The 20,403-nt window shown below is 55.4% G+C and carries 14 protein-coding genes; 7 read left to right on the plus strand and 7 right to left on the minus strand.

From position 1 onward, the window contains the following. Positions 1 to 32 precede the first annotated feature (32 nt). Positions 33 to 1,601 (minus strand): multicopper oxidase CueO, encoded by a 1,569-nt coding sequence (gene cueO, locus UTM25_RS19930; protein WP_194400725.1) that lies wholly within the window; start codon positions 1,599 to 1,601, stop codon positions 33 to 35. A 145-nt stretch (positions 1,602 to 1,746) separates the two neighbouring features. On the opposite strand from cueO, the gene UTM25_RS19935 reads away from it, so the two are divergent. The 3 genes from UTM25_RS19935 to speD all read left to right on the plus strand — a co-directional run bounded on the left by UTM25_RS19935 (position 1,747) and on the right by speD (position 3,874). Next, entirely contained in the window at positions 1,747 to 2,094 is a 348-nt protein-coding gene (locus UTM25_RS19935) for a YacC family pilotin-like protein (RefSeq protein ID WP_014882582.1), read from the plus strand. 115 nt (positions 2,095 to 2,209) lie between these two features. Continuing rightward, a complete protein-coding gene (speE, locus tag UTM25_RS19940; RefSeq protein WP_023310424.1) occupies positions 2,210 to 3,079 on the plus strand; it encodes a polyamine aminopropyltransferase in 870 nt (289 codons plus the stop codon). Further along, complete coding sequence (gene speD, locus UTM25_RS19945) at positions 3,080 to 3,874, plus strand: adenosylmethionine decarboxylase (RefSeq protein WP_032649781.1); 795 nt, start codon at positions 3,080 to 3,082, stop codon at positions 3,872 to 3,874. 31 nt (positions 3,875 to 3,905) lie between these two features. On the opposite strand, the gene yacL is transcribed toward speD, so the two are convergent. Further along, positions 3,906 to 4,268 carry a protein YacL gene (gene yacL / locus UTM25_RS19950; RefSeq protein WP_023310423.1) on the minus strand — a complete coding sequence of 121 codons (363 nt, stop codon included), beginning with the start codon at positions 4,266 to 4,268 and terminating at the stop codon, positions 3,906 to 3,908. 190 nt (positions 4,269 to 4,458) lie between these two features. After that, positions 4,459 to 7,056, minus strand: a complete 2,598-nt coding sequence (gene acnB / locus UTM25_RS19955) for a bifunctional aconitate hydratase 2/2-methylisocitrate dehydratase (protein WP_109845556.1) — start codon at positions 7,054 to 7,056, stop codon at positions 4,459 to 4,461. A 399-nt stretch (positions 7,057 to 7,455) separates the two neighbouring features. On the opposite strand from acnB, the gene UTM25_RS19960 reads away from it, so the two are divergent. Both UTM25_RS19960 and UTM25_RS19965 read left to right on the plus strand, forming a co-directional pair. Then, entirely contained in the window at positions 7,456 to 9,012 is a 1,557-nt protein-coding gene (locus UTM25_RS19960; protein WP_194400727.1) for a DUF3300 domain-containing protein, read from the plus strand. A 10-nt stretch (positions 9,013 to 9,022) separates the two neighbouring features. Next, positions 9,023 to 9,814: a DUF2950 family protein gene (locus UTM25_RS19965; protein ID WP_194400938.1), complete on the plus strand. Its 792-nt coding sequence runs from the start codon at positions 9,023 to 9,025 to the stop codon at positions 9,812 to 9,814. Positions 9,815 to 9,867: 53 nt separating this feature from the next. On the opposite strand, the gene lpdA is transcribed toward UTM25_RS19965, so the two are convergent. From lpdA to pdhR, 4 genes are all read right to left on the minus strand, one after another. Beyond that, positions 9,868 to 11,292, minus strand: coding sequence for a dihydrolipoyl dehydrogenase (gene lpdA / locus UTM25_RS19970; protein ID WP_003856313.1), 1,425 nt, complete (start codon positions 11,290 to 11,292; stop codon positions 9,868 to 9,870). Positions 11,293 to 11,467: 175 nt separating this feature from the next. Beyond that, on the minus strand, positions 11,468 to 13,357 hold the full coding sequence (gene aceF, locus UTM25_RS19975) for a pyruvate dehydrogenase complex dihydrolipoyllysine-residue acetyltransferase (protein WP_194400729.1): 1,890 nt from the start codon (positions 13,355 to 13,357) through the stop codon (positions 11,468 to 11,470). Positions 13,358 to 13,371: 14 nt separating this feature from the next. Further along, positions 13,372 to 16,035 carry a pyruvate dehydrogenase (acetyl-transferring), homodimeric type gene (gene aceE, locus UTM25_RS19980; protein WP_023310418.1) on the minus strand — a complete coding sequence of 888 codons (2,664 nt, stop codon included), beginning with the start codon at positions 16,033 to 16,035 and terminating at the stop codon, positions 13,372 to 13,374. Positions 16,036 to 16,158: 123 nt separating this feature from the next. Next, positions 16,159 to 16,923: a pyruvate dehydrogenase complex transcriptional repressor PdhR gene (gene pdhR, locus UTM25_RS19985; protein ID WP_008501960.1), complete on the minus strand. Its 765-nt coding sequence runs from the start codon at positions 16,921 to 16,923 to the stop codon at positions 16,159 to 16,161. 537 nt (positions 16,924 to 17,460) lie between these two features. Here pdhR and aroP point away from each other — a divergent pair. After that, positions 17,461 to 18,831, plus strand: a complete 1,371-nt coding sequence (gene aroP / locus UTM25_RS19990) for an aromatic amino acid transporter AroP (protein ID WP_194400731.1) — start codon at positions 17,461 to 17,463, stop codon at positions 18,829 to 18,831. Between the two features lie 164 nt (positions 18,832 to 18,995). Next, a complete protein-coding gene (locus UTM25_RS19995; RefSeq protein WP_047742805.1) occupies positions 18,996 to 20,393 on the plus strand; it encodes a glycoside-pentoside-hexuronide (GPH):cation symporter in 1,398 nt (465 codons plus the stop codon). The last annotated feature ends 10 nt before the right edge of the window (positions 20,394 to 20,403 follow it).

Genomic DNA, 20,403 nt, shown 5'->3' on the forward strand with positions numbered 1-20,403 from the left:
AAGCCGGGTGGCGGCTACGCCACCCGGCTTTTTTATACGGTAAAGCCGAGCATCATCCCCGTATCTTCATGCTCCAGCAGATGACAGTGCGCCATATAGGCAAACTCCTTCGGCGCCTCGTGGTCAAACTTCACCAGCACCTCGCTGACGCCGCCTTCTACTCTCACCGTATCTTTCCAGCCTGCGCGATGCGCATCCGGCGCTTTGCCGTTCTCTGTGAGAATGCGGAACTGGGTGCCGTGGATATGGAACGGGTGCAGCATCATGTCCCCTTCGCCTGAAATCACCCAGCGCTCAAACTGACCCTTTGTCGCAGCAAACATCGGCGTATTCATGTCGAACGCTTTGCCGTTGATCATGTTGGCGTTGTGGAAATCAAAGCCGTGGTCGCCGTGATTCATGTTCCCCATGCCGCCCATTTTGCCGTGGTCCATATTCATATGGCCCATCATCTGGCCGTGCTGCATCCCCGCCATCGCCTTATCGCCATATTTCGCCATCAGCGCCTGCATGCCCATCATATCGAGCATCGGGTTCATGGAGAGCTGCAGCCTGCGCTGCGTAAGCCCCTCCAGCGACGGGAGGGCTGGCAAAGTGGTTAACGTATCAGGCAGCGTGCCGGAAGCGGCCACCAGCAGCGGCTGAATACGCAGCACCGGATGCGGCTTATCAAACGGTGCGACCGCCATCCCCATCTGGCTCACCGGCAGCGTCACGAGGTCAAACGGCTTGCCGTCGCTGATATCCACCAGCACCTCAAAGCGTTCGCCCATGAGCATCGGCAGCTCGCTCACCTTCACCGGCTCCGGCAGCAGGCCGCCGTCGCTGGCTACCACATACAGCGGGCGTTTATCGCTGGCGGCGAAATTCAGCGAGCGCGCGTTACAGCCGTTGAGCAGGCGCAGGCGCAGCCAGCCTTTCGGCGCGGCGTGCTGAGGGTAAATGGCGCCGTTGGTCAGCAACGTGTCGCCAAACCAGCCTACCGCCGCGCTCATCACGTCCAGCTGGTAGTCAATTTGCCCGTCAGCGTTGAATTTCTTGTCCTGCACAATCACCGGTACGTCGTCGATGCCCCACTGTTTCGGCAGGCGCAGCAGGCGGCTTTCGTCGTCTTCAATCAGCACCAGCCCCGCCAGCCCCATCGCCACCTGATGGCCCGTTTTGCCATGCTGATGCGGATGGAACCAGCAGGTCGCCGCGCGCTGATCGGGCGTAAAGGTGACGCTACGCGTGCCGCCCGCTTTGATGACGCCCTGCGGCCCGCCGTCCACCTCGCCCGGAACCTCCAGCCCGTGCCAGTGCAGCGTCGTCTCTTCGGCGAGCGTGTTGTGGATATCCACCGTCACCGCTTTCCCTTTACGTAGCTGAAGCGCCGGGCCGAGCAGATTACCGTTATAGCCCCACGTCGTGGCGTTGTGCTCGCCGAACGTCGTTTTACCAGCCTGAACCACAAGCTGAATACGGCTGCGGGCGTCAGCGGTCAGTAAGTCAGGGATGGGTAAGGCAGGCCTGTCGGCCGCGAAAACCGAGCGGCTCCAGAGTGGTAATGCGCTGGCAGCCCCCAGCACAGCGGAATATTTTAAAAAATCACGGCGTTGCATGTTCATTTCCTTATTTCCAGCAGGCGATCTTTTGAGCATAAACCCTCCCCTTACCGGAAGGTCAAGTCAGGCGGCAATAATAAAGATCGTCGCACTGGCATCAAGTATGCTAACGTTAATTTTCCGTGAAGAAGTGGTAGAAGCAATGAAGACGTTTTTCAGGACAATTTTGTTCGGTAGCCTGATGGCAATGTGTGCGAACAGCTATGCGCTAAGTGAAAATGAAGCGGAAGATATGGCCGATTTAACGGCGGTTTTTGTATTCCTGAAAAATGATTGTGGCTACCAGAATTTACCCAACGGGCAAATTCGCCGCGCGCTGGTCTTTTTTGCCCAGCAGAACCAGTGGGATCTCAGCAACTACGACAGCTTCGACATGAAGGCGCTCGGCGAAGACAGCTACCGTGACTTGAGCGGTATTGGTATTCCCACTGCCAAAAAATGCAAAGCGCTGGCTCGCGACTCACTCAGCCTGCTCGCCTACGTCAAATAACCTTCCCGACGCCCCCTGTTGAACCTATAGCCGTGCAACCACGGTTAGAGTTAGCTATCATGTTTCGCTCATTTTTTGTGAGCGTAACGGATGTTAACAAAGGAGGAGTCCGCGTATGGCCGACCACACGTTGTGGCATGAAACACTGCATGACCAGTTTGGTCAGTACTTTGCCGTTGATAACGTGCTCTATCATGAGAAAACCGATCACCAGGATCTCATTATCTTCGAAAACGCCGCCTTTGGCCGCGTCATGGCGCTGGACGGCGTTGTGCAAACGACCGAGCGAGATGAGTTTATCTATCATGAAATGATGACCCACGTCCCGCTGCTGGCGCACGGTCACGCGAAGCATGTCCTGATTATCGGCGGCGGCGACGGCGCAATGCTGCGTGAAGTGTCCCGCCATCGTTCCATTGAAACCATCACCATGGTGGAAATCGATGCGGGCGTCGTCTCTTTCTGCCGCCAGTACCTGCCCAACCACAATGCCGGTAGCTATGACGATCCGCGCTTTAGCCTGGTGATTGACGACGGCGTTAACTTTGTTAACCAGACCTCGCAGACCTTTGACGTTATTATCTCCGACTGCACCGACCCTATCGGCCCCGGCGCGTCGCTGTTTACCTCTTCCTTCTACGAAGGCTGCAAGCGCTGCCTGAACCCGGGCGGGATCTTCGTCGCACAAAATGGCGTCTGCTTCCTGCAGCAGGATGAAGCGCTCGACAGCCATCGTAAGCTGAGCACCTATTTCGATGACGTCAGCTTCTATCAGGCGGCCATTCCGACGTACTACGGCGGGATCATGACCTTTGCCTGGGCGACCGATAACGACGTATTACGCCATCTCTCCACCGAAATTATTCAAGCCCGCTTCCATCAGGCCGGTCTTCAGTGCAGATACTACAATCCGGCTATCCATACCGCAGCGTTTGCTCTGCCGCAGTACCTGCAAGACGCATTATCCACTAAGGGGGTGAGCTAATTGAAAAAGCTTAAACTGCATGGCTTTAACAACCTGACGAAAAGCCTGAGTTTTTGTATTTACGATATCTGCTATGCCAAAACAGCGGAAGAACGCGATGGTTACATCGCCTATATCGACGAACTCTACAACGCCAACCGTCTGACCGAGATCCTGTCAGAAACCTGTTCCATTATTGGCGCAAACATCCTGAACATCGCCCGACAGGATTATGAACCTCAGGGCGCCAGCGTGACTATTCTGGTCAGCGAAGAGCCGGTCGACCCGAAGCTTATCGACAAAACTGAACATCCGGGCCCGCTGCCGGAAGTGGTCGTGGCCCACCTGGATAAAAGCCATATCTGCGTACACACCTACCCGGAGAGTCATCCGGAAGGCGGGCTGTGCACGTTCCGCGCCGATATTGAAGTGTCGACCTGCGGCGTGATTTCACCACTGAACGCGCTGAACTATTTAATCCACCAGCTGGAATCGGACATCGTCACCATTGACTATCGCGTGCGTGGTTTTACCCGCGATATCAACGGCATGAAGCATTTCATCGACCACGAGATCAACTCCATCCAGAACTTTATGTCCGAGGACATGAAATCGCTGTACGACATGATGGACGTGAACGTGTACCAGGAAAACATCTTCCATACCAAGATGTTACTTAAGGAATTTGACCTTAAGCACTATATGTTCCACACGAAGCCGGAAGATTTGAGCGAAGAAGAGCGTAAGGCTATTACTGACCTGCTCTGGAAAGAGATGCGCGAGATTTACTACGGCCGCAATATTCCGGCCGTGTAAGAGCAGGCCGGAGCAGGGATGCTCCGGTCTTTTATTTCTGTTTCATAAAGTCGCGGTAGGCGTTTACCACCTGAAGGAAATCCTCTACGCCGCACATCGACAGGCTTTCTTCGTCGTAGTAGCTCATCCCCTCTTCCATCTCGTCACCTGAAAACTCGAGCTGGTTGGCACGCACCATGACCTCTTCACCGTCCATCCACAGCGTATATTCATGCCCGGCGCGCTGCCAGGATCGTTCACTGCCTTTCACCGTATTTGCCGCCTGTTCAACCTCATCAAGAAGTGCGAGATTTTCTTTCACCTCTTCGTTAAACCAGTGTCCAACGGCTTCGTGGCCCATCGACATACGCACTTTCACCACTCCGGTGATGTCGCGCAGAAATTCGTAATCCATAGTGTTTTCCTCTGCAAAGCCATTACGGTAATTATCGCAGCAGCGAGGAAGAAAAAAAGCGGGAGAGGTGGGAGGAATGAAAATAAAAAGGTGAGAGCAAGACCCTGCGGCCTGATGCCCTCACCCCGTCCCTCTCCCGTGGGAGAGGGTGCAAAGACTAAAAACCGTCTCGTAGAGACGGTTTTGCTGTTTATACCGCCGTCTGGAAGATAACCCCGTCGGCCTTCTCGGTGTACTGAGAAAGCTGGTCGAAGTTCAGATAGCGATAGGTATCCACCGCGGTCTTATCCACCTGAGCCACAAAGGTCTGGTACTCTTCCGGCGTTGGCAGTTTGCCAATCAGCGCCGCAACCGCCGCCAGCTCCGCAGAGGCCAGGAAGACGTTCGCACCGGTACCTAAACGGTTCGGGAAGTTACGGGTAGAGGTGGAAACCACCGTCGCACCGTCAGCTACGCGCGCCTGGTTGCCCATACACAGGGAACAGCCAGGGATTTCGATACGCGCACCGCTCTTACCAAACACACTGTAGTAGCCCTCTTCGGTCAGCTGAGCCGCGTCCATACGGGTTGGCGGCGCCACCCACAGACGGGTTGGCAGCTGGCCTTTGTGGGTATCCAGCAGCTTACCGGCAGCACGGAAGTGACCGATGTTGGTCATACAGGATCCGATGAACACTTCGTCGATCTTCTCGCCCTGAACCTCAGACAGCGGACGCGCGTCGTCAGGATCGTTCGGTGCACACAGGATTGGCTCTTTGATATCCGCCAGATCGATGTCGATCACCGCCGCGTACTCTGCGTCAGCATCGGCTTCCAGCAGCTGCGGATCGGCCAGCCATTTTTCCATGCCCTGGATACGACGCTCCAGCGTACGACGGTCGCCGTAGCCTTCTGCAATCATCCACTTCAGCAGCACGATGTTAGAGTTCAGATACTCAATAATCGGCTCTTTGTTCAGCTTGATGGTACAGCCCGCCGCAGAACGCTCGGCGGAGGCATCGGTCAGCTCGAACGCCTGCTCCACTTTCAGATCAGGCAGACCTTCAATTTCCAGAATGCGACCAGAGAAGATGTTTTTCTTCCCTTTCTTCTCAACGGTCAGCAGGCCCTGTTTAATCGCATACAGCGGGATCGCGTGAACCAGGTCGCGCAGGGTGATACCCGGCTGCATTTTACCTTTGAAGCGCACCAGCACCGATTCCGGCATATCCAGCGGCATCACGCCAGTCGCAGCAGCAAACGCCACCAGACCGGAGCCCGCCGGGAAGGAGATACCGATTGGGAAACGGGTATGGGAGTCACCGCCGGTACCGACGGTATCCGGCAGCAGCATGCGGTTCAGCCAGGAGTGGATGACGCCGTCACCCGGACGCAGGGAAACGCCGCCGCGGTTCATGATGAAGTCTGGCAGCGTGTGGTGCGTGGTCACGTCAACCGGCTTCGGATAGGCCGCCGTGTGGCAGAAGGACTGCATCACCAGGTCAGAAGAGAAGCCCAGGCACGCCAGGTCTTTCAGTTCGTCACGGGTCATTGGGCCAGTGGTGTCCTGAGAGCCCACGGAGGTCATCTTAGGCTCGCAGTACGCGCCAGGACGAATACCGGCTACGCCGCACGCGCGGCCCACCATTTTCTGTGCCAGAGAATAACCGCGGTTGCTTTCCGCCACGTCTTTCGCCTGACGGAAAACGTCTGAGTGCGGCAGACCCAGCGCTTCGCGCGCTTTGGTGGTCAGGCCACGGCCGATGATCAGCGGGATACGGCCACCGGCGCGCACTTCGTCGATCAGCACGTCGGTTTTCAGTTCGAAGCTTGCCAGCAGCTCGTTGGTCTCGTGGTTGCGCACTTCGCCTTTGTACGGGTAAACGTCAATCACGTCGCCCATGTTCAGGTTAGAAACGTCCACTTCGATCGGCAGTGCGCCCGCATCTTCCATGGTGTTGAAGAAGATTGGCGCAATTTTGCCGCCGAGGCACAGGCCGCCGCCGCGCTTGTTTGGCACGTGCGGAATGTCGTCACCCATGAACCACAGCACGGAGTTGGTTGCGGACTTACGGGAAGAACCGGTCCCCACAACGTCACCCACGTAGGCCAGCGGGAAGCCTTTTTTCTGCAGGGCTTCGATCTGTTTGATCGGGCCGACGCTGCCCGGCTGATCCGGCTCAATGCCTTCACGGGCGTTTTTCAGCATCGCCAGGGCGTGCAGAGGGATATCCGGGCGAGACCACGCGTCCGGTGCCGGAGAGAGGTCATCGGTGTTGGTTTCACCGGTCACTTTAAAGACGGTAACGGTGATTTTTTCAGCCAGCGCTGGGCGGTTCAGGAACCATTCGGCATCAGCCCAGGACTGCATCACCTGCTTCGCATAGACGTTGCCTGCTTTGGCTTTTTCTTCCACATCGTAGAAGTTATCGAACATCAGCAGCGTAGAAGAGAGCGCTTTAGCGGCAATCGGTGCCAGCTTGTTGTTATCCAGCGCGTCAATCAGCGGGTGAATGTTGTAACCACCCTGCATGGTGCCGAGCAGTTCAATGGCTTTTTCAGGAGTAACCAGTGGGGAGGTGGCTTCGCCTTTGGCGATAGCAGCAAGGAATCCGGCTTTTACGTAGGCAGCTTCATCTACGCCAGGCGGTACGCGGTTGATCAGCAGATCTAACAGGAATTCTTCTTCGCCCTTAGGCGGGTTCTTCAGCAGCTCGACGAGCGCGGCCATTTGGGTTGCATCTAAAGGTTTGGGTACAATTCCCTCGGCGGCACGTTCTGCTACGTGCTTACGGTATTCTTCTAGCACGACGGTTCTCCTCGCTCTCATTGTCATATGCGGCGGGCGTTCTCTTCACGCTCCTGTGAGACAGCAGTTTGTAGGGTAAATGCCCGATACCGCGTCGGGCAGCATAGCAGGATTTCTGCACAGTGTTAATCCGTTTACAAAAAAGCAACATTAAAAAATTTGCTGAATCGTTAAGCATGGTGTAGCGGGGATTCAGGGCATCTTTTTACGGTATCTTCTGCACCGTGACGCTTCAGTTTTTTCTTCATCAGATATAATTGTGTAATAAATACTCACACTCTTTATCCGGACGTACCGGACGCTTCCCAATAAAAGTCAAAACAGTAAAAGACGGGTGAATAATACTCACGCCAACCGTAACGCCTCACGGCACAGCGCTTGTCTCGTTGGAGTCATTTTATGAAGTTGCCCTTTAAGCCACATCTGCTCGTCCTTTTGTGCAGTGCCGGGCTGTTTGCCGCCTCGGGCGTCATGTTTGTCAAAGGCCGCGCCACGGAGCCCGCTGCGCCGACTCCCGTCGCACAACAACCGGCTGCACCTGCGCCTGCCGCAGCCCAGCCCGCCCCTGGTGTCTCGCCAGCCTACACTGCCGCGCAAATCGATCAATGGGTTGCTCCCATCGCGCTCTACCCGGATGCCCTGCTGTCGCAAATTTTAATGGCGTCGACCTATCCCGCCAACGTGATCCAGGCGGCGCAGTGGTCCAAAGACAACCCTAAAATGGAAGGGGACGCCGCGATTCAGGCCGTTGCCAGCCAGCCCTGGGATCCCAGCGTAAAATCGCTGGTCGCGTTTCCTCAGCTTATGTCCCTGATGGGCGAAAACCCGCCGTGGGTACAAAATCTGGGTGATGCGTTTCTCGCGCAGCCGAAGGACGTGATGGATTCCGTTCAGCGCCTGCGCGCGCTGGCGCAGAAGGCCGGCGCTTTACAATCCACGCCCCAGCAGACGGTCACCACCGTGACAAAACCGGCGCCAGCGCAAACCAGCACCGCTGAGGCAACGACAACCACGACGTCCGCGCCCGCCCCAACGGTAATCAAAATTGAATCTGCCGACCCGCAGGTTGTTTACGTCCCCACCTATAACCCTAATACGGTTTACGGGACCTGGCCCAACGCCGCCTATCCACCCACCTATCTCCCGCCCACACCCGGAGAGCAGTTTGGCAACAGCTTCGTCAACGGTTTAGGCTTCAGTCTGGGCGTCGCCACAACCTATGCCATCTTCAGCAACATTGACTGGGATGATGACGATGACTGGGATCATCACCATGGCGACTGGGATAATCACGGCGGCTATAACCGCAACGGTGATAACAACATCAATATTAACGTTGAGAACTTCAATAAAATCAGCGGACAGCGTCTGAAGGACGCCAACCGCACCTGGCAGCACAACCCGGCTTATCGGGAAGGCGTGCCCTACCCGACTAACCAGCTCAACACTCGCTTCCACGCCACCAACGCGGCCACAGGGCTCAGCTCAACGCAGCAAAAACCGGTTAACCGCGATAGCCAGCGTCAGGCCGCGCTGAGCCAGATGGAGAAATCCACGGGCAAAACCTTCCCCCAAACGGCGCGCACCGGAACGAAAGACGTGCAGCGTCAGGCCTCAGGCGAACAGCTGAAGCAGATTTCGCAGCGCAATAACTACCGCGGCTACGACACCAAACCGCAGACGGCGAAGCGCAGCACCGCGCAGCAGCGAGAAAACCGCCAGACCACCGCCCAGAGACAAGAGAAGCGGGCTTCGCAGCCCGCGCAGCAACGCTCTCTCCAGCAGCGAAGCAGACAGCCCCGGGCCAATGCGCTGAGCGGTAACGACAGCCGCTCGGCGAACTGGCAGGCGCAGCAGCAGCGCGGTGCGCAAAGCAGACAGCTCGCTGCGCGCCAGCAGCAGCCACGTCAGGCGTCTGGTGGACGTGCTGAACGCCGTGAAATTCGACATCGCTAAGGGAACCGACATGAAACGTAAACTACTCAGCGGAATGGTGTTATTTATGCTTTCGGCCTCGGTGATGGCGCAGCAGTCTTTTAGCACACCCGCTCAGGCAACCGATGCGCTGACCAAAGCCATCAGTGAGCAAAACGAGAGCGCGATGACCGACCTGCTTGGAGAGAACTGGCGCGATTTTCTGCCCCCTGAGGGCGTTGATCCGGATGCTGTCGATCGCTTCCTGCGCGACTGGAACGTCCGTCATACCACGGTTGTCGAAGGAGATAAGGCGCATCTGGTCGTCGGAGACAACGGCTGGCAGCTTCCCATCCCGGTGATCAAAACCTCTGCAGGCTGGCAGTTCGACATCAAAGAAGGGGCTGAAGAGATCCTGACCCGTGAAATCGGGCGTAACGAGCTCGCCGCCATTGAAGCCTTGCATGCCTATGTTGATGCGCAGCAAAGCTATTTTGCGATGAACCAGAAATACGCGCAGAAGATTGTCAGCTCGAAAGGCAAAAAAGACGGTTTGTACTGGCCAGCCTCGCCCGGCGAAGCGCCCAGCCCGCTCGGTCCGGCATTTAGCCCGAAAGAGCCGGGTACCGGCTATCACGGCTATCGCTTTCGAATTCTGCCGGATAATCACGGTTTCGCGATGGTTGCCTGGCCGGTCAGCTATGGTCAGACGGGCGTAATGAGCTTTGTGATAAACCAGGACGACAAGGTGTACCAGTCCGATCTCGGCAGCGATTCAGAGCAGAAAGCCCGGGCGCTAGCCGCCTATAGCCCTGATAAAAACTGGCAGCCTGTGGCACCCTAAACGCAGCGCATAAAAAAAGCGGCCATTGGCCGCTTTTTTTCATCTGAAGAAACTTATTTCTTCTTCGCTTTCGCGTTTGGCAGGTCGGTGATGCTGCCTTCAAACACTTCTGCCGCCAGGCCCACGGACTCGTGCAGAGTTGGGTGAGCGTGGATGGTCAGCGCGATGTCTTCAGCGTCACAGCCCATTTCGATAGCCAGACCGATTTCACCCAGCAGCTCGCCGCCGTTGGTACCGACAATCGCACCACCGATGACGCGGTGAGTCTCTTTGTCGAAGATCAGTTTGGTCATACCGTCAGCGCAGTCGGAAGCGATAGCACGGCCAGAAGCAGCCCACGGGAAGGTGGCGGTTTCGTAGCTGATGCCTTTCTCTTTCGCTTCTTTCTCAGTCAGACCGACCCATGCAACTTCTGGCTCGGTGTATGCGATAGATGGAATAACTTTCGGATCGAAGTAGTGCTTCATGCCAGCGATAACTTCAGCGGCAACGTGACCTTCGTGAACACCTTTGTGCGCCAGCATTGGCTGACCGACGATATCGCCGATAGCAAAGATGTGCGGCACGTTAGTGCGCAGCTGCTTGTCAACGCGGATAAAGCCACGGTCGTCAACTTCCACGCCAGCTTTGCCCGCGTCGAGGTTTTTACCGTTCGGCACACGGCCGATAGCCACCAGCACGGCGTCGTAACGCTGCGGTTCGGATGGGGCTTTTTTGCCTTCCATGGAAACGTAAATACCGTCTTCTTTCGCTTCAACGGCAGTCACTTTGGTTTCCAGCATCAGGTTGAATTTCTTGCTGATGCGTTTGGTGAAGACTTTAACGATGTCTTTGTCGGCAGCCGGGATAACCTGGTCGAACATTTCAACCACGTCGATCTCTGAACCCAGCGCATGGTACACGGTACCCATTTCCAGACCGATGATACCGCCGCCCATGACCAGCAGACGCTTAGGAACGGTTTTCAGCTCCAGCGCATCGGTGGAATCCCACACGCGTGGATCTTCATGCGGAATGAATGGCAGTTCGATTGGGCGAGAGCCTGCCGCGATGATCGCGTTGTCGAAGTTGATCACGGTTTTGCCGTTTTCGCCTTCCACTTCCAGGGTGTTCGCACCGGTGAATTTACCCAGACCGTTTACCACTTTCACTTTACGGCCTTTGGCCATACCCGCCAGACCGCCGGTCAGCTGAGTGATAACTTTCTCTTTCCAGGTACGAATTTTGTCGATATCGGTTTTCGGCTCGCCGAAGACGATACCGTGTTCAGCCAGCGCTTTGGCTTCTTCGATAACTTTCGCCACGTGCAGCAGCGCTTTAGAAGGGATACAGCCGACGTTCAGACAAACACCGCCGAGGGTGCTGTAACGTTCTACGATGACGGTTTCCAGACCTAAATCCGCTGCACGGAATGCTGCGGAGTAACCTGCCGGGCCTGCCCCAAGTACTACGACCTGAGTTTTGATTTCTGTGCTCATCATGACCTCTTAATTTATACCCGTCGTCCACCGGGTCGTTCTATCCGCCCGCAGTTTACAAAATTGTTAACAATTTTGAAACAACAAACGGCTCACGAATTGTCGCTTTCGCCAATAACCTCACAAACCCCATGAGATTACCAGTAAAAAGCCGGCCGACTGGCCGGCTTTTCGATTACATCACCAGGCGGCGAATGTCGCTCAGCATGTTGTTGATGATGGTGATGAAGCGCGCACCATCAGCACCGTCGATCACGCGGTGGTCGAAGGACAGAGAGATTGGCATCATCAGACGCGGCACGAACTCTTTGCCGTTCCACACCGGCTCCATCGCGGACTTGGACACACCGAGGATAGCCACTTCCGGCGCGTTAACGATCGGTGCGAAGTGGGTGGTACCCAGGCCGCCGATGCTGGAGATAGTGAAGCAGCCGCCCTGCATTTCGCCGGCAGTCAGCTTACCATCACGCGCTTTCTTGGAGATCACGGTCAGTTCACGGGACAACTCAGTGATGCTCTTCTTGTTCACGTCTTTGAAGACCGGAACAACCAGACCATTTGGCGTATCAACCGCAACACCGATGTTGATGTATTTCTTCAGCGTCAGCTTCTGGCCGTCTTCGGACAGGGAGCTGTTGAAGCGTGGCATCTGCTCAAGGGCAGCGGCAACGGCTTTCATGATGAAGACTACTGGGGTGAATTTCACGTCCAGTTTGCGCTTCTCAGCTTCAGCGTTCTGCTGTTTACGGAACGCTTCCAGATCGGTGATATCGGTTTTGTCGAAGTGCGTAACGTGCGGGATCATCACCCAGTTACGGCTCAGGTTAGCACCAGAGATTTTCTGGATGCGGCCCAGCTCCACTTCTTCGATTTCGCCGAACTTGCTGAAGTCCACTTTCGGCCATGGCAGCATGCCCGGGATACCGCCGCCAGCGGCTGCAGCAGGTGCAGCTTCGGCGCGTTTCACCGCGTCTTTCACGTAGGTCTGAACGTCTTCGCGCAGGATACGACCCTTACGGCCGGTTCCTTTCACTTTCGCCAGGTTCACACCGAACTCGCGCGCCAGGCGACGAATCAGCGGGGTAGCGTGGACGTAAGCGTCGTTTTCAGCGAACTCAGATTTTTCTGCTTTAGCAGCAGGGGCAGCGGCTGGTTTAGCAGCCTGAGCCGGTGCAGCAGCTGGTGCTGGAGCAGCCGCGGCAGCCGGAGCTGCGGCAGGCGCAGCGCCTTCCACTTCGAAGACCATGATCAGAGAGCCGGTAGACACTTTGTCGCCGGTGCTGATCTTAATCTCTTTAACGGTACCCGCGAACGGCGCCGGCACTTCCATAGAAGCTTTGTCGCCTTCGACGGTGATCAGTGACTGTTCAGCGGCAACTTTGTCGCCCACTTTCACCATCACTTCGGTCACTTCAACTTCGTCACCGCCGATGTCCGGTACGTTAACGTCTTTCGCACCGCCAGCAGCTGCTGGCGCAGCAGCCGGAGCCGGAGCAGCGGCCTGCGCAGGCGCCGCAGCACCCGCCACTTCGAAGATCATGATAAGCGACCCGGTAGACACTTTGTCGCCGGTGTTGATCTTGATCTCTTTAACGGTACCCGCGAACGGAGCCGGCACTTCCATAGAGGCTTTGTCGCCTTCTACGGTGATCAGTGACTGCTCAGCCGCAACGGTGTCGCCCACTTTCACCAGGATTTCAGTGACTTCAACTTCGTCACCGCCGATGTCAGGCACGTTCACTTCTTTAGCTGCTGCGGCAGCTGCTGGAGCAGCGGCGGCCGGAGCGGCTTCTTTCTTCTCTTCCTGCGCAGGTGCAGCAGCTGCTGCACCGTCGGCGGAATCGAAAATCATGATCAGTTTGCCGGTCTCGGTTTTATCGCCAACAGAGACTTTGATCTCTTTAACGATGCCAGCCTGAGGAGACGGGACTTCCATAGAGGCTTTGTCGCCTTCTACGGTGATCAGCGACTGTTCAGCTTCAACTTTGTCGCCTACTTTGACCAGGATCTCGGTGATTTCAACTTCATCAGCCCCGATGTCCGGTACATTGATTTCGATAGCCATTATTCTTTTACCTCTTACGCCAGACGCGGGTTAACTTTTTCTGCATCGATGTTGAATTTGGTGATTGCGTCCGCAACCACTTTCTTATCGATTTCGCCACGTTTAGCCAGTTCGCCCAGTGCAGCTACAACCACGTAAGAAGCATCAACTTCGAAGTGGTGACGCAGGTTTTCGCGGCTGTCAGAACGACCGAAGCCGTCAGTACCCAGTACGCGATAATCATCAGCTGGAACGTAAGTACGAACCTGCTCTGCGAACAGTTTCATATAGTCAGTAGACGCCACCGCTGGCGCGTCGTTCATCACCTGAGCGATGTACGGAACGCGTGGAGTTTCCAGTGGGTGCAGCATGTTCCAGCGCTCACAATCCTGACCATCACGCGCCAGTTCAGTGAAGGAGGTCACAGAGTACACGTCGGAACCCACGCCGTAGTCTTTCGCCAGGATCTGCGCTGCTTCACGTACGTGACGCAGGATAGAGCCGGAGCCCAGCAGCTGAACTTTACCTTTGCTACCTTCGATGGTTTCGAGTTTGTAGATACCTTTACGGATACCTTCCTCGGCACCTGCTGGCATTGCCGGCATGTGGTAGTTTTCGTTCAGGGTGGTGATGTAGTAGTAAATGTTCTCTTGCGCTTCACCGTACATGCGCTGCAGACCGTCATGCATGATGACTGCCACTTCGTATGCGTAAGACGGGTCGTAAGAGATACAGTTAGGGATAGTCAGAGACTGAATGTGGCTGTGGCCATCTTCGTGCTGCAGACCTTCACCGTTCAGGGTCGTACGACCGGAGGTACCGCCTACCAGGAAGCCGCGAGCCTGCTGGTCGCCTGCCTGCCAGCACAGGTCACCGATACGCTGGAACCCGAACATGGAGTAGTAGATGTAGAACGGGATCATCGGCAGGTTGTTAGTGCTGTAAGAGGTCGCAGCAGCCAGCCAGGATGCGCCTGCGCCAAGCTCGTTGATACCTTCCTGCAGGATCTGACCTTTTTCGTCTTCTTTGTAGTATGCAACCTGCTCACGGTCCTGCGGAGTGTACTGCTGGCCGTTCGGGCTGTAGATACCGATCTGACGGAACAGACCTTCCATACCGAAAGTACGCGCTTCGTCGGCGATGATTGGAACCAGACGATCTTTGATCGACTTGTTCTTCAGCATCACGTTCAGGGCACGAACGAAAGCGATAGTGGTAGAGATCTCTTTGTTCTGCTCTTCCAGCAGCTGAGAGAAGTCTTCCAGCGCTGGCAGTTCCAGCTTCTCGGTGAAGTTAGGCTGACGAGCTGGCAGGTAGCCTTTCAGCGCCTGACGACGTTCGTGCAGGTACTTGTGCTCTTCAGAACCTTCCGGGAAGGTGATGTAAGACAGGTTTTCTACCTGCTCATCGGTCACTGGAACGTTGAAACGGTCGCGGATATAACGCACGCCGTCCATGTTCATTTTCTTAACCTGGTGAGCGATGTTTTTACCTTCTGCGGTATCACCCATGCCGTAACCTTTGATGGTATGGGCCAGGATTACAGTCGCTTTACCTTTGGTTTCACGCGCTTTTTTCAGTGCAGCGTAGACTTTCTTCGGATCGTGACCACCGCGGTTCAGAGCCCAGATCTGCTCATCAGTCCAGTCTGCAACCAGCGCTGCGGTTTCAGGATATTTGCCGAAGAAGTGCTCACGAACGTAGGCACCGTCTTTGGACTTGAAGGTCTGGTAGTCACCGTCAACGGTTTCGTTCATCAGCTGGATCAGTTTACCGCTGGTGTCTTTACGCAGCAGCTCATCCCAACGACCGCCCCACATGACTTTGATCACGTTCCAGCCAGCACCAGCGAAGATGCCTTCCAGTTCGTTGATGATCTTGCCGTTACCGGTTACCGGACCATCCAGACGCTGCAGGTTACAGTTGATGATGAAGCACAGGTTGTCCAGCTTCTCACGAGTAGCGATGGTGATCGCACCTTTGGATTCTGGCTCATCCATTTCGCCGTCGCCCAGGAAGGCGTAAACGGTCTGCTCAGAGGTGTCTTTCAGACCACGGTGTTCCAGGTATTTCAGGAATTTAGCCTGATAGATCGCACCGATTGGGCCCAGACCCATAGATACGGTCGGGAACTGCCAGAATTCAGGCATCAGTTTAGGGTGCGGGTAAGAAGACAGACCTTTACCGTGAACTTCCTGACGGAAGTTGTTCATCTGCTCTTCAGTCAGACGACCTTCCAGGAATGCACGTGCATAGATGCCCGGAGAGATGTGGCCCTGGAAGTACACCAGATCGCCGCCGTCTTTCTCGTTCGCTGCACGGAAGAAGTGGTTGAAGCACACTTCGTAAACGGTCGCAGAAGACTGGAAGGACGCCATGTGGCCACCCAGTTCCAGGTCTTTCTTGGATGCGCGCAGAACGGTCATGATGGCGTTCCAGCGGATTGCAGAACGGATACGACGTTCCAGATCCAGATTGCCCGGGTATTCCGGTTCGTCTTCGACGGCAATCGTGTTTACGTAGTTGCTAGCCCCTGCACCTGAAGCAACCTTCACACCGCCTTTGCGGGCTTCAGAAAGCAGCTGATCAATCAGATACTGAGCGCGCTCAACACCTTCTTCACGGATGACCGATTCGATCGCCTGTAGCCAGTCGCGAGTTTCGATCGGATCCACGTCATTTTGGAGACGTTCTGACATGGGGGTATTCCTTATCTATCTAATACGTTGATTTGTCTGGAACCTGTCCCATTGTATTTTCGCCAGAAAACACAATAAGACAGGTTCTGCGTTTAGTTGCCGCGCTCTAAAAGTACCTGGCGCTTAATCCTTTCGTTGCTGTATGCGGCGTAATGAACGTTCGCGACGCGATTGTTCACGGCTGCGGTCCAGCAAGATTTCCTCAATGAAAGCCAGATGCCGGTGCGACGCTTCGCGCGCCTGCTCCGGTTCCCCGGCCATTATCGCCTCGAATACTCGGGTGCGATGGTTGCTTACCAGTGGGAGCATGTCCCGACGGGCATACAACAATTCAAAATTCTGACGAACGTTCTGGGCCAGCATGGGCTCCATGCAGCGTAGCAGATGGAGGAGCACCACGTTGTGGGCCGCTTCGGTGACGGCAATTTGATACTGGACGACGGCGCTGGACTCGGCGTCTAAATCGCCGGACTGCTGTGCCCGTTCAATGGCCTGATGCAGTTCGCGGATACGCACGCGATCTTCATCAGTGCTGCGAAGGGCGGCGTAATAGGCCGCAATACCTTCAAGCGCGTGACGGGTCTCAAGCAGGTCAAACTGGGATTCTGGGTGGTCAGAGAGAAGTTCTACCAGCGGATCGCTGAAGCTCTGCCACAGGCTGTTTTGCACAAAGGTTCCGCCGCCCTGGCGACGAAGCAGCAAACCCTTTGCTTCGAGACGTTGAATCGCCTCACGCAGAGAGGGACGTGAAACGTCGAACTGTTTTGCCAGCTCGCGTTCTGGCGGAAGTTTCTCACCCGGGCGCAGAGTCCCTTCGAGGATTAAAAACTCCAGCTGCTGCTCAATCACATCAGATAGTTTTGGTTGGCGAATTTTGCTGTAGGCCATATTCCCTGTCTTACGCCTTTTTGCCCGGAGTCAATTGGTCTTACCAATTTCTATTTCGTATCGCTAAAGTAACAAAGTATTCACCTTCTGTCCATATTGGTTTTGATTGAAATCAGTAAACCCTGCACATTTTAACAACCTTACAGAAATAACGTTTCAGAAATGTAACTTTGCACAAATGAGTTGATTACTCCTAAAGAGGCAGTTTTAACCATAATGAAACGAGGGTTTTTGCAATCTGAAGCGATTCAACAAGGCAAATAACGAAAATTCGCCCACTTATGGAGCATTTCTATTCTATAGGTTGGGTTAGGAAGAATAAGCGGGCCGATTTACAAATGCTTTCTTTTTATTCAAGTCGTCATCACCCCTTCATAAAGCAGGTGCATTCGCAGGCGCTTACCACTATTCTTGCGCTTACGGAAGTCATGTCCGCTTTTTTCGGTCTCGTTAACCGTAAAGAAATAAATACAGAATATGGATTTTCATAATTACACACGCACAGCGTGAACATAACAACCACACACGAGGTTTCAAATGGAAGCTCAACAGCACGGCGATCAGCTAAAGCGCGGGCTTAAAAACCGCCATATACAGCTCATCGCACTGGGCGGTGCGATTGGTACCGGCCTGTTTCTGGGCAGCGCATCCGTTATCCAGTCAGCCGGTCCCGGCATTATTTTGGGTTACGCGATTGCCGGCTTTATTGCCTTTCTGATTATGCGCCAGCTGGGTGAAATGGTCGTTGAAGAGCCGGTCGCAGGCTCCTTCAGCCACTTTGCCTATAAATACTGGGGCAGCTTTGCCGGTTTCGCCTCGGGCTGGAACTACTGGGTGCTGTACGTTCTGGTTGCCATGGCCGAGCTTACCGCCGTCGGGAAATACATTCAGTTCTGGTATCCCGAGATCCCAACCTGGGCCTCCGCAGCGGCTTTCTTCGTCATTATTAACGCCATTAACCTGACCAACGTAAAAGTGTTCGGTGAAATGGAGTTCTGGTTTGCCATCATCAAGGTCATTGCCGTAGTGGCGATGATTATCTTCGGCGGCTGGCTGCTGTTCAGCGGCAACGGCGGCCCGCAGGCAACCGTGCGCAACCTCTGGGAACAGGGCGGATTCCTGCCTCACGGCATGACCGGCCTGGTGATGATGATGGCCATCATCATGTTCTCCTTCGGCGGTCTGGAGCTGGTAGGCATCACCGCCGCTGAAGCCGACAACCCGGAGCAGAGCATTCCAAAAGCCACCAATCAGGTTATCTACCGCATTCTGATCTTCTATGTGGGCTCGCTGGCCGTGCTGCTCTCTCTGCTGCCGTGGACGCGCGTGACCGCCGACACCAGCCCGTTTGTGCTGATCTTCCACGAGCTGGGCGACACCTTTGTCGCTAACGCCCTGAACATCGTGGTGCTGACCGCAGCGCTCTCCGTTTACAACAGCTGCGTGTACTGCAACAGCCGCATGCTGTTCGGCCTGGCTCAGCAGGGCAACGCGCCAAAAGCGCTGCTCAACGTCGATAAACGCGGCGTGCCGGTAAACACAATTCTGGTTTCGGCGGTTGTGACCGCGCTGTGCGTGCTCATTAACTATATGGCACCGGAATCGGCGTTTGGCCTGCTGATGGCACTTGTGGTCTCTGCCCTGGTTATCAACTGGGCGATGATCAGCCTGGCGCACATGAAGTTCCGCCGCGCAAAACAGCAGCAGGGCGTCACCACGCGCTTCCCTGCCCTGCTCTATCCGCTGGGCAACTGGGTGTGCCTGGTGTTCATGGCGGCCGTGCTGGTGATCATGATGATCACCCCGGGTATGGCGATTTCCGTCTACCTGATCCCGGTCTGGATTGCGATCCTTGGCGTAGGCTATCTCTTCAGCCAGAAAAGCCGTAATGCTATGAAAGCACACTAAGCCTCTCTCCGCGGTGCCTGCTTTTGCGGGTGCCGCGCGTTGTTACCTCCCTCACACTTTCACGCCCACAGCGCATTTATCCATATCACCGCCCTGATACTGCAACGCATATATTGATTTGCCAGCAAATAATTCTCTCCATACCCTAAACCGGAGAGCTGTCGATGGATAACAACACACTGTCAGTAAAAGAAAAGATCGGCTATGGGATGGGCGACGCGGGATGCAACATCATCTTCGGTGCCATCATGCTGTTTGTTAACTATTTTTATACGGATATTTTTGGCCTCGCCCCTGCGCTGGTCGGCGTGCTGCTGCTTTCCGTGCGCGTGATTGACGCCGTAACGGACCCGATCATGGGCGCGATTGCTGACCGTACCCGCAGTAAATATGGCCGGTTTCGTCCATGGCTGCTGTGGATCGCCTTCCCCTACGCGCTGTTCAGCATTCTGATGTTCACCACGCCGGAGTGGAGCTATAACAGCAAAGTTATCTATGCGTTTGTCACCTACTTCCTGCTCTCTTTGACCTATACGGCCATTAACATTCCCTACTGCTCGCTGGGCGGGGTGATCACCAACGATCCAAAAGAGCGCGTGGCCTGCCAGTCGTATCGCTTCGTGCTGGTGGGCATCGCCACGCTGCTGCTCTCATTAACGCTGCTGCCGATGGCCGACTGGTTTGGCGGGGATAACAAAGCCAAAGGCTACCAGATGGCGATGACCGTCCTGGCGCTGATTGGCACCTGCATGTTCCTGTTCTGCTTCGCCACCGTGCGCGAGCGCGTGCGTCCGGCGGTACAGACCAACGACGAGCTGAAAAACGATCTCAAAGACGTGTGGAAGAACGACCAGTGGGTACGCATTCTGCTCCTGACCCTGTGCAACGTCTGCCCGGGCTTTATCCGCATGGCGGCCACCATGTATTACGTCACCTGGGTGATGGGCCAGAGCACCCACTTCGCCACGCTGTTTATCAGCCTGGGCGTGGTCGGCATGATGCTCGGCAGCGTGCTGGCTAAAGTGCTGACCGACCGCTGGTGTAAGCTGAAGGTCTTCTTCTGGACCAATATCGTGCTGGCGATTTTCTCAACCGCCTTCTATTTCTTCGACCCGAAAGCCACCGTCACCATCGTAGTGCTCTACTTCCTGCTGAACATCCTGCACCAGATCCCGTCTCCGCTGCACTGGTCGCTGATGGCCGACGTGGACGACTACGGCGAGTGGAAGACCGGTAAGCGCATCACGGGGATTAGCTTCTCCGGCAACATCTTCTTCCTGAAGCTGGGGCTGGCGATTGCCGGGGCGATGGTCGGCTTCCTGCTCTCCTGGTACGGTTATGACGCGGGCGCAAAAGCGCAGAGCGCGAACGCCATTAATGGGATCGTGCTGCTCTTTACCGTCATTCCCGGCATTGGATACTTAATTACCGCGGGCGTGGTGCGTCTGCTGAAAGTGGACCGCGAAACCATGAAGCAGATCCAGTCCGATCTGGAAAAGCGTCGCAATAACTACCGCGAGCTGAACGATTATCAGGAACTCAAAGTCGCTGAGACAAAATAAGGAAAGCCGA

The organism is Enterobacter sp. 61D5 (genome assembly GCF_034107965.1).
Taxonomy (GTDB): domain Bacteria; phylum Pseudomonadota; class Gammaproteobacteria; order Enterobacterales; family Enterobacteriaceae; genus Enterobacter; species Enterobacter cloacae_M.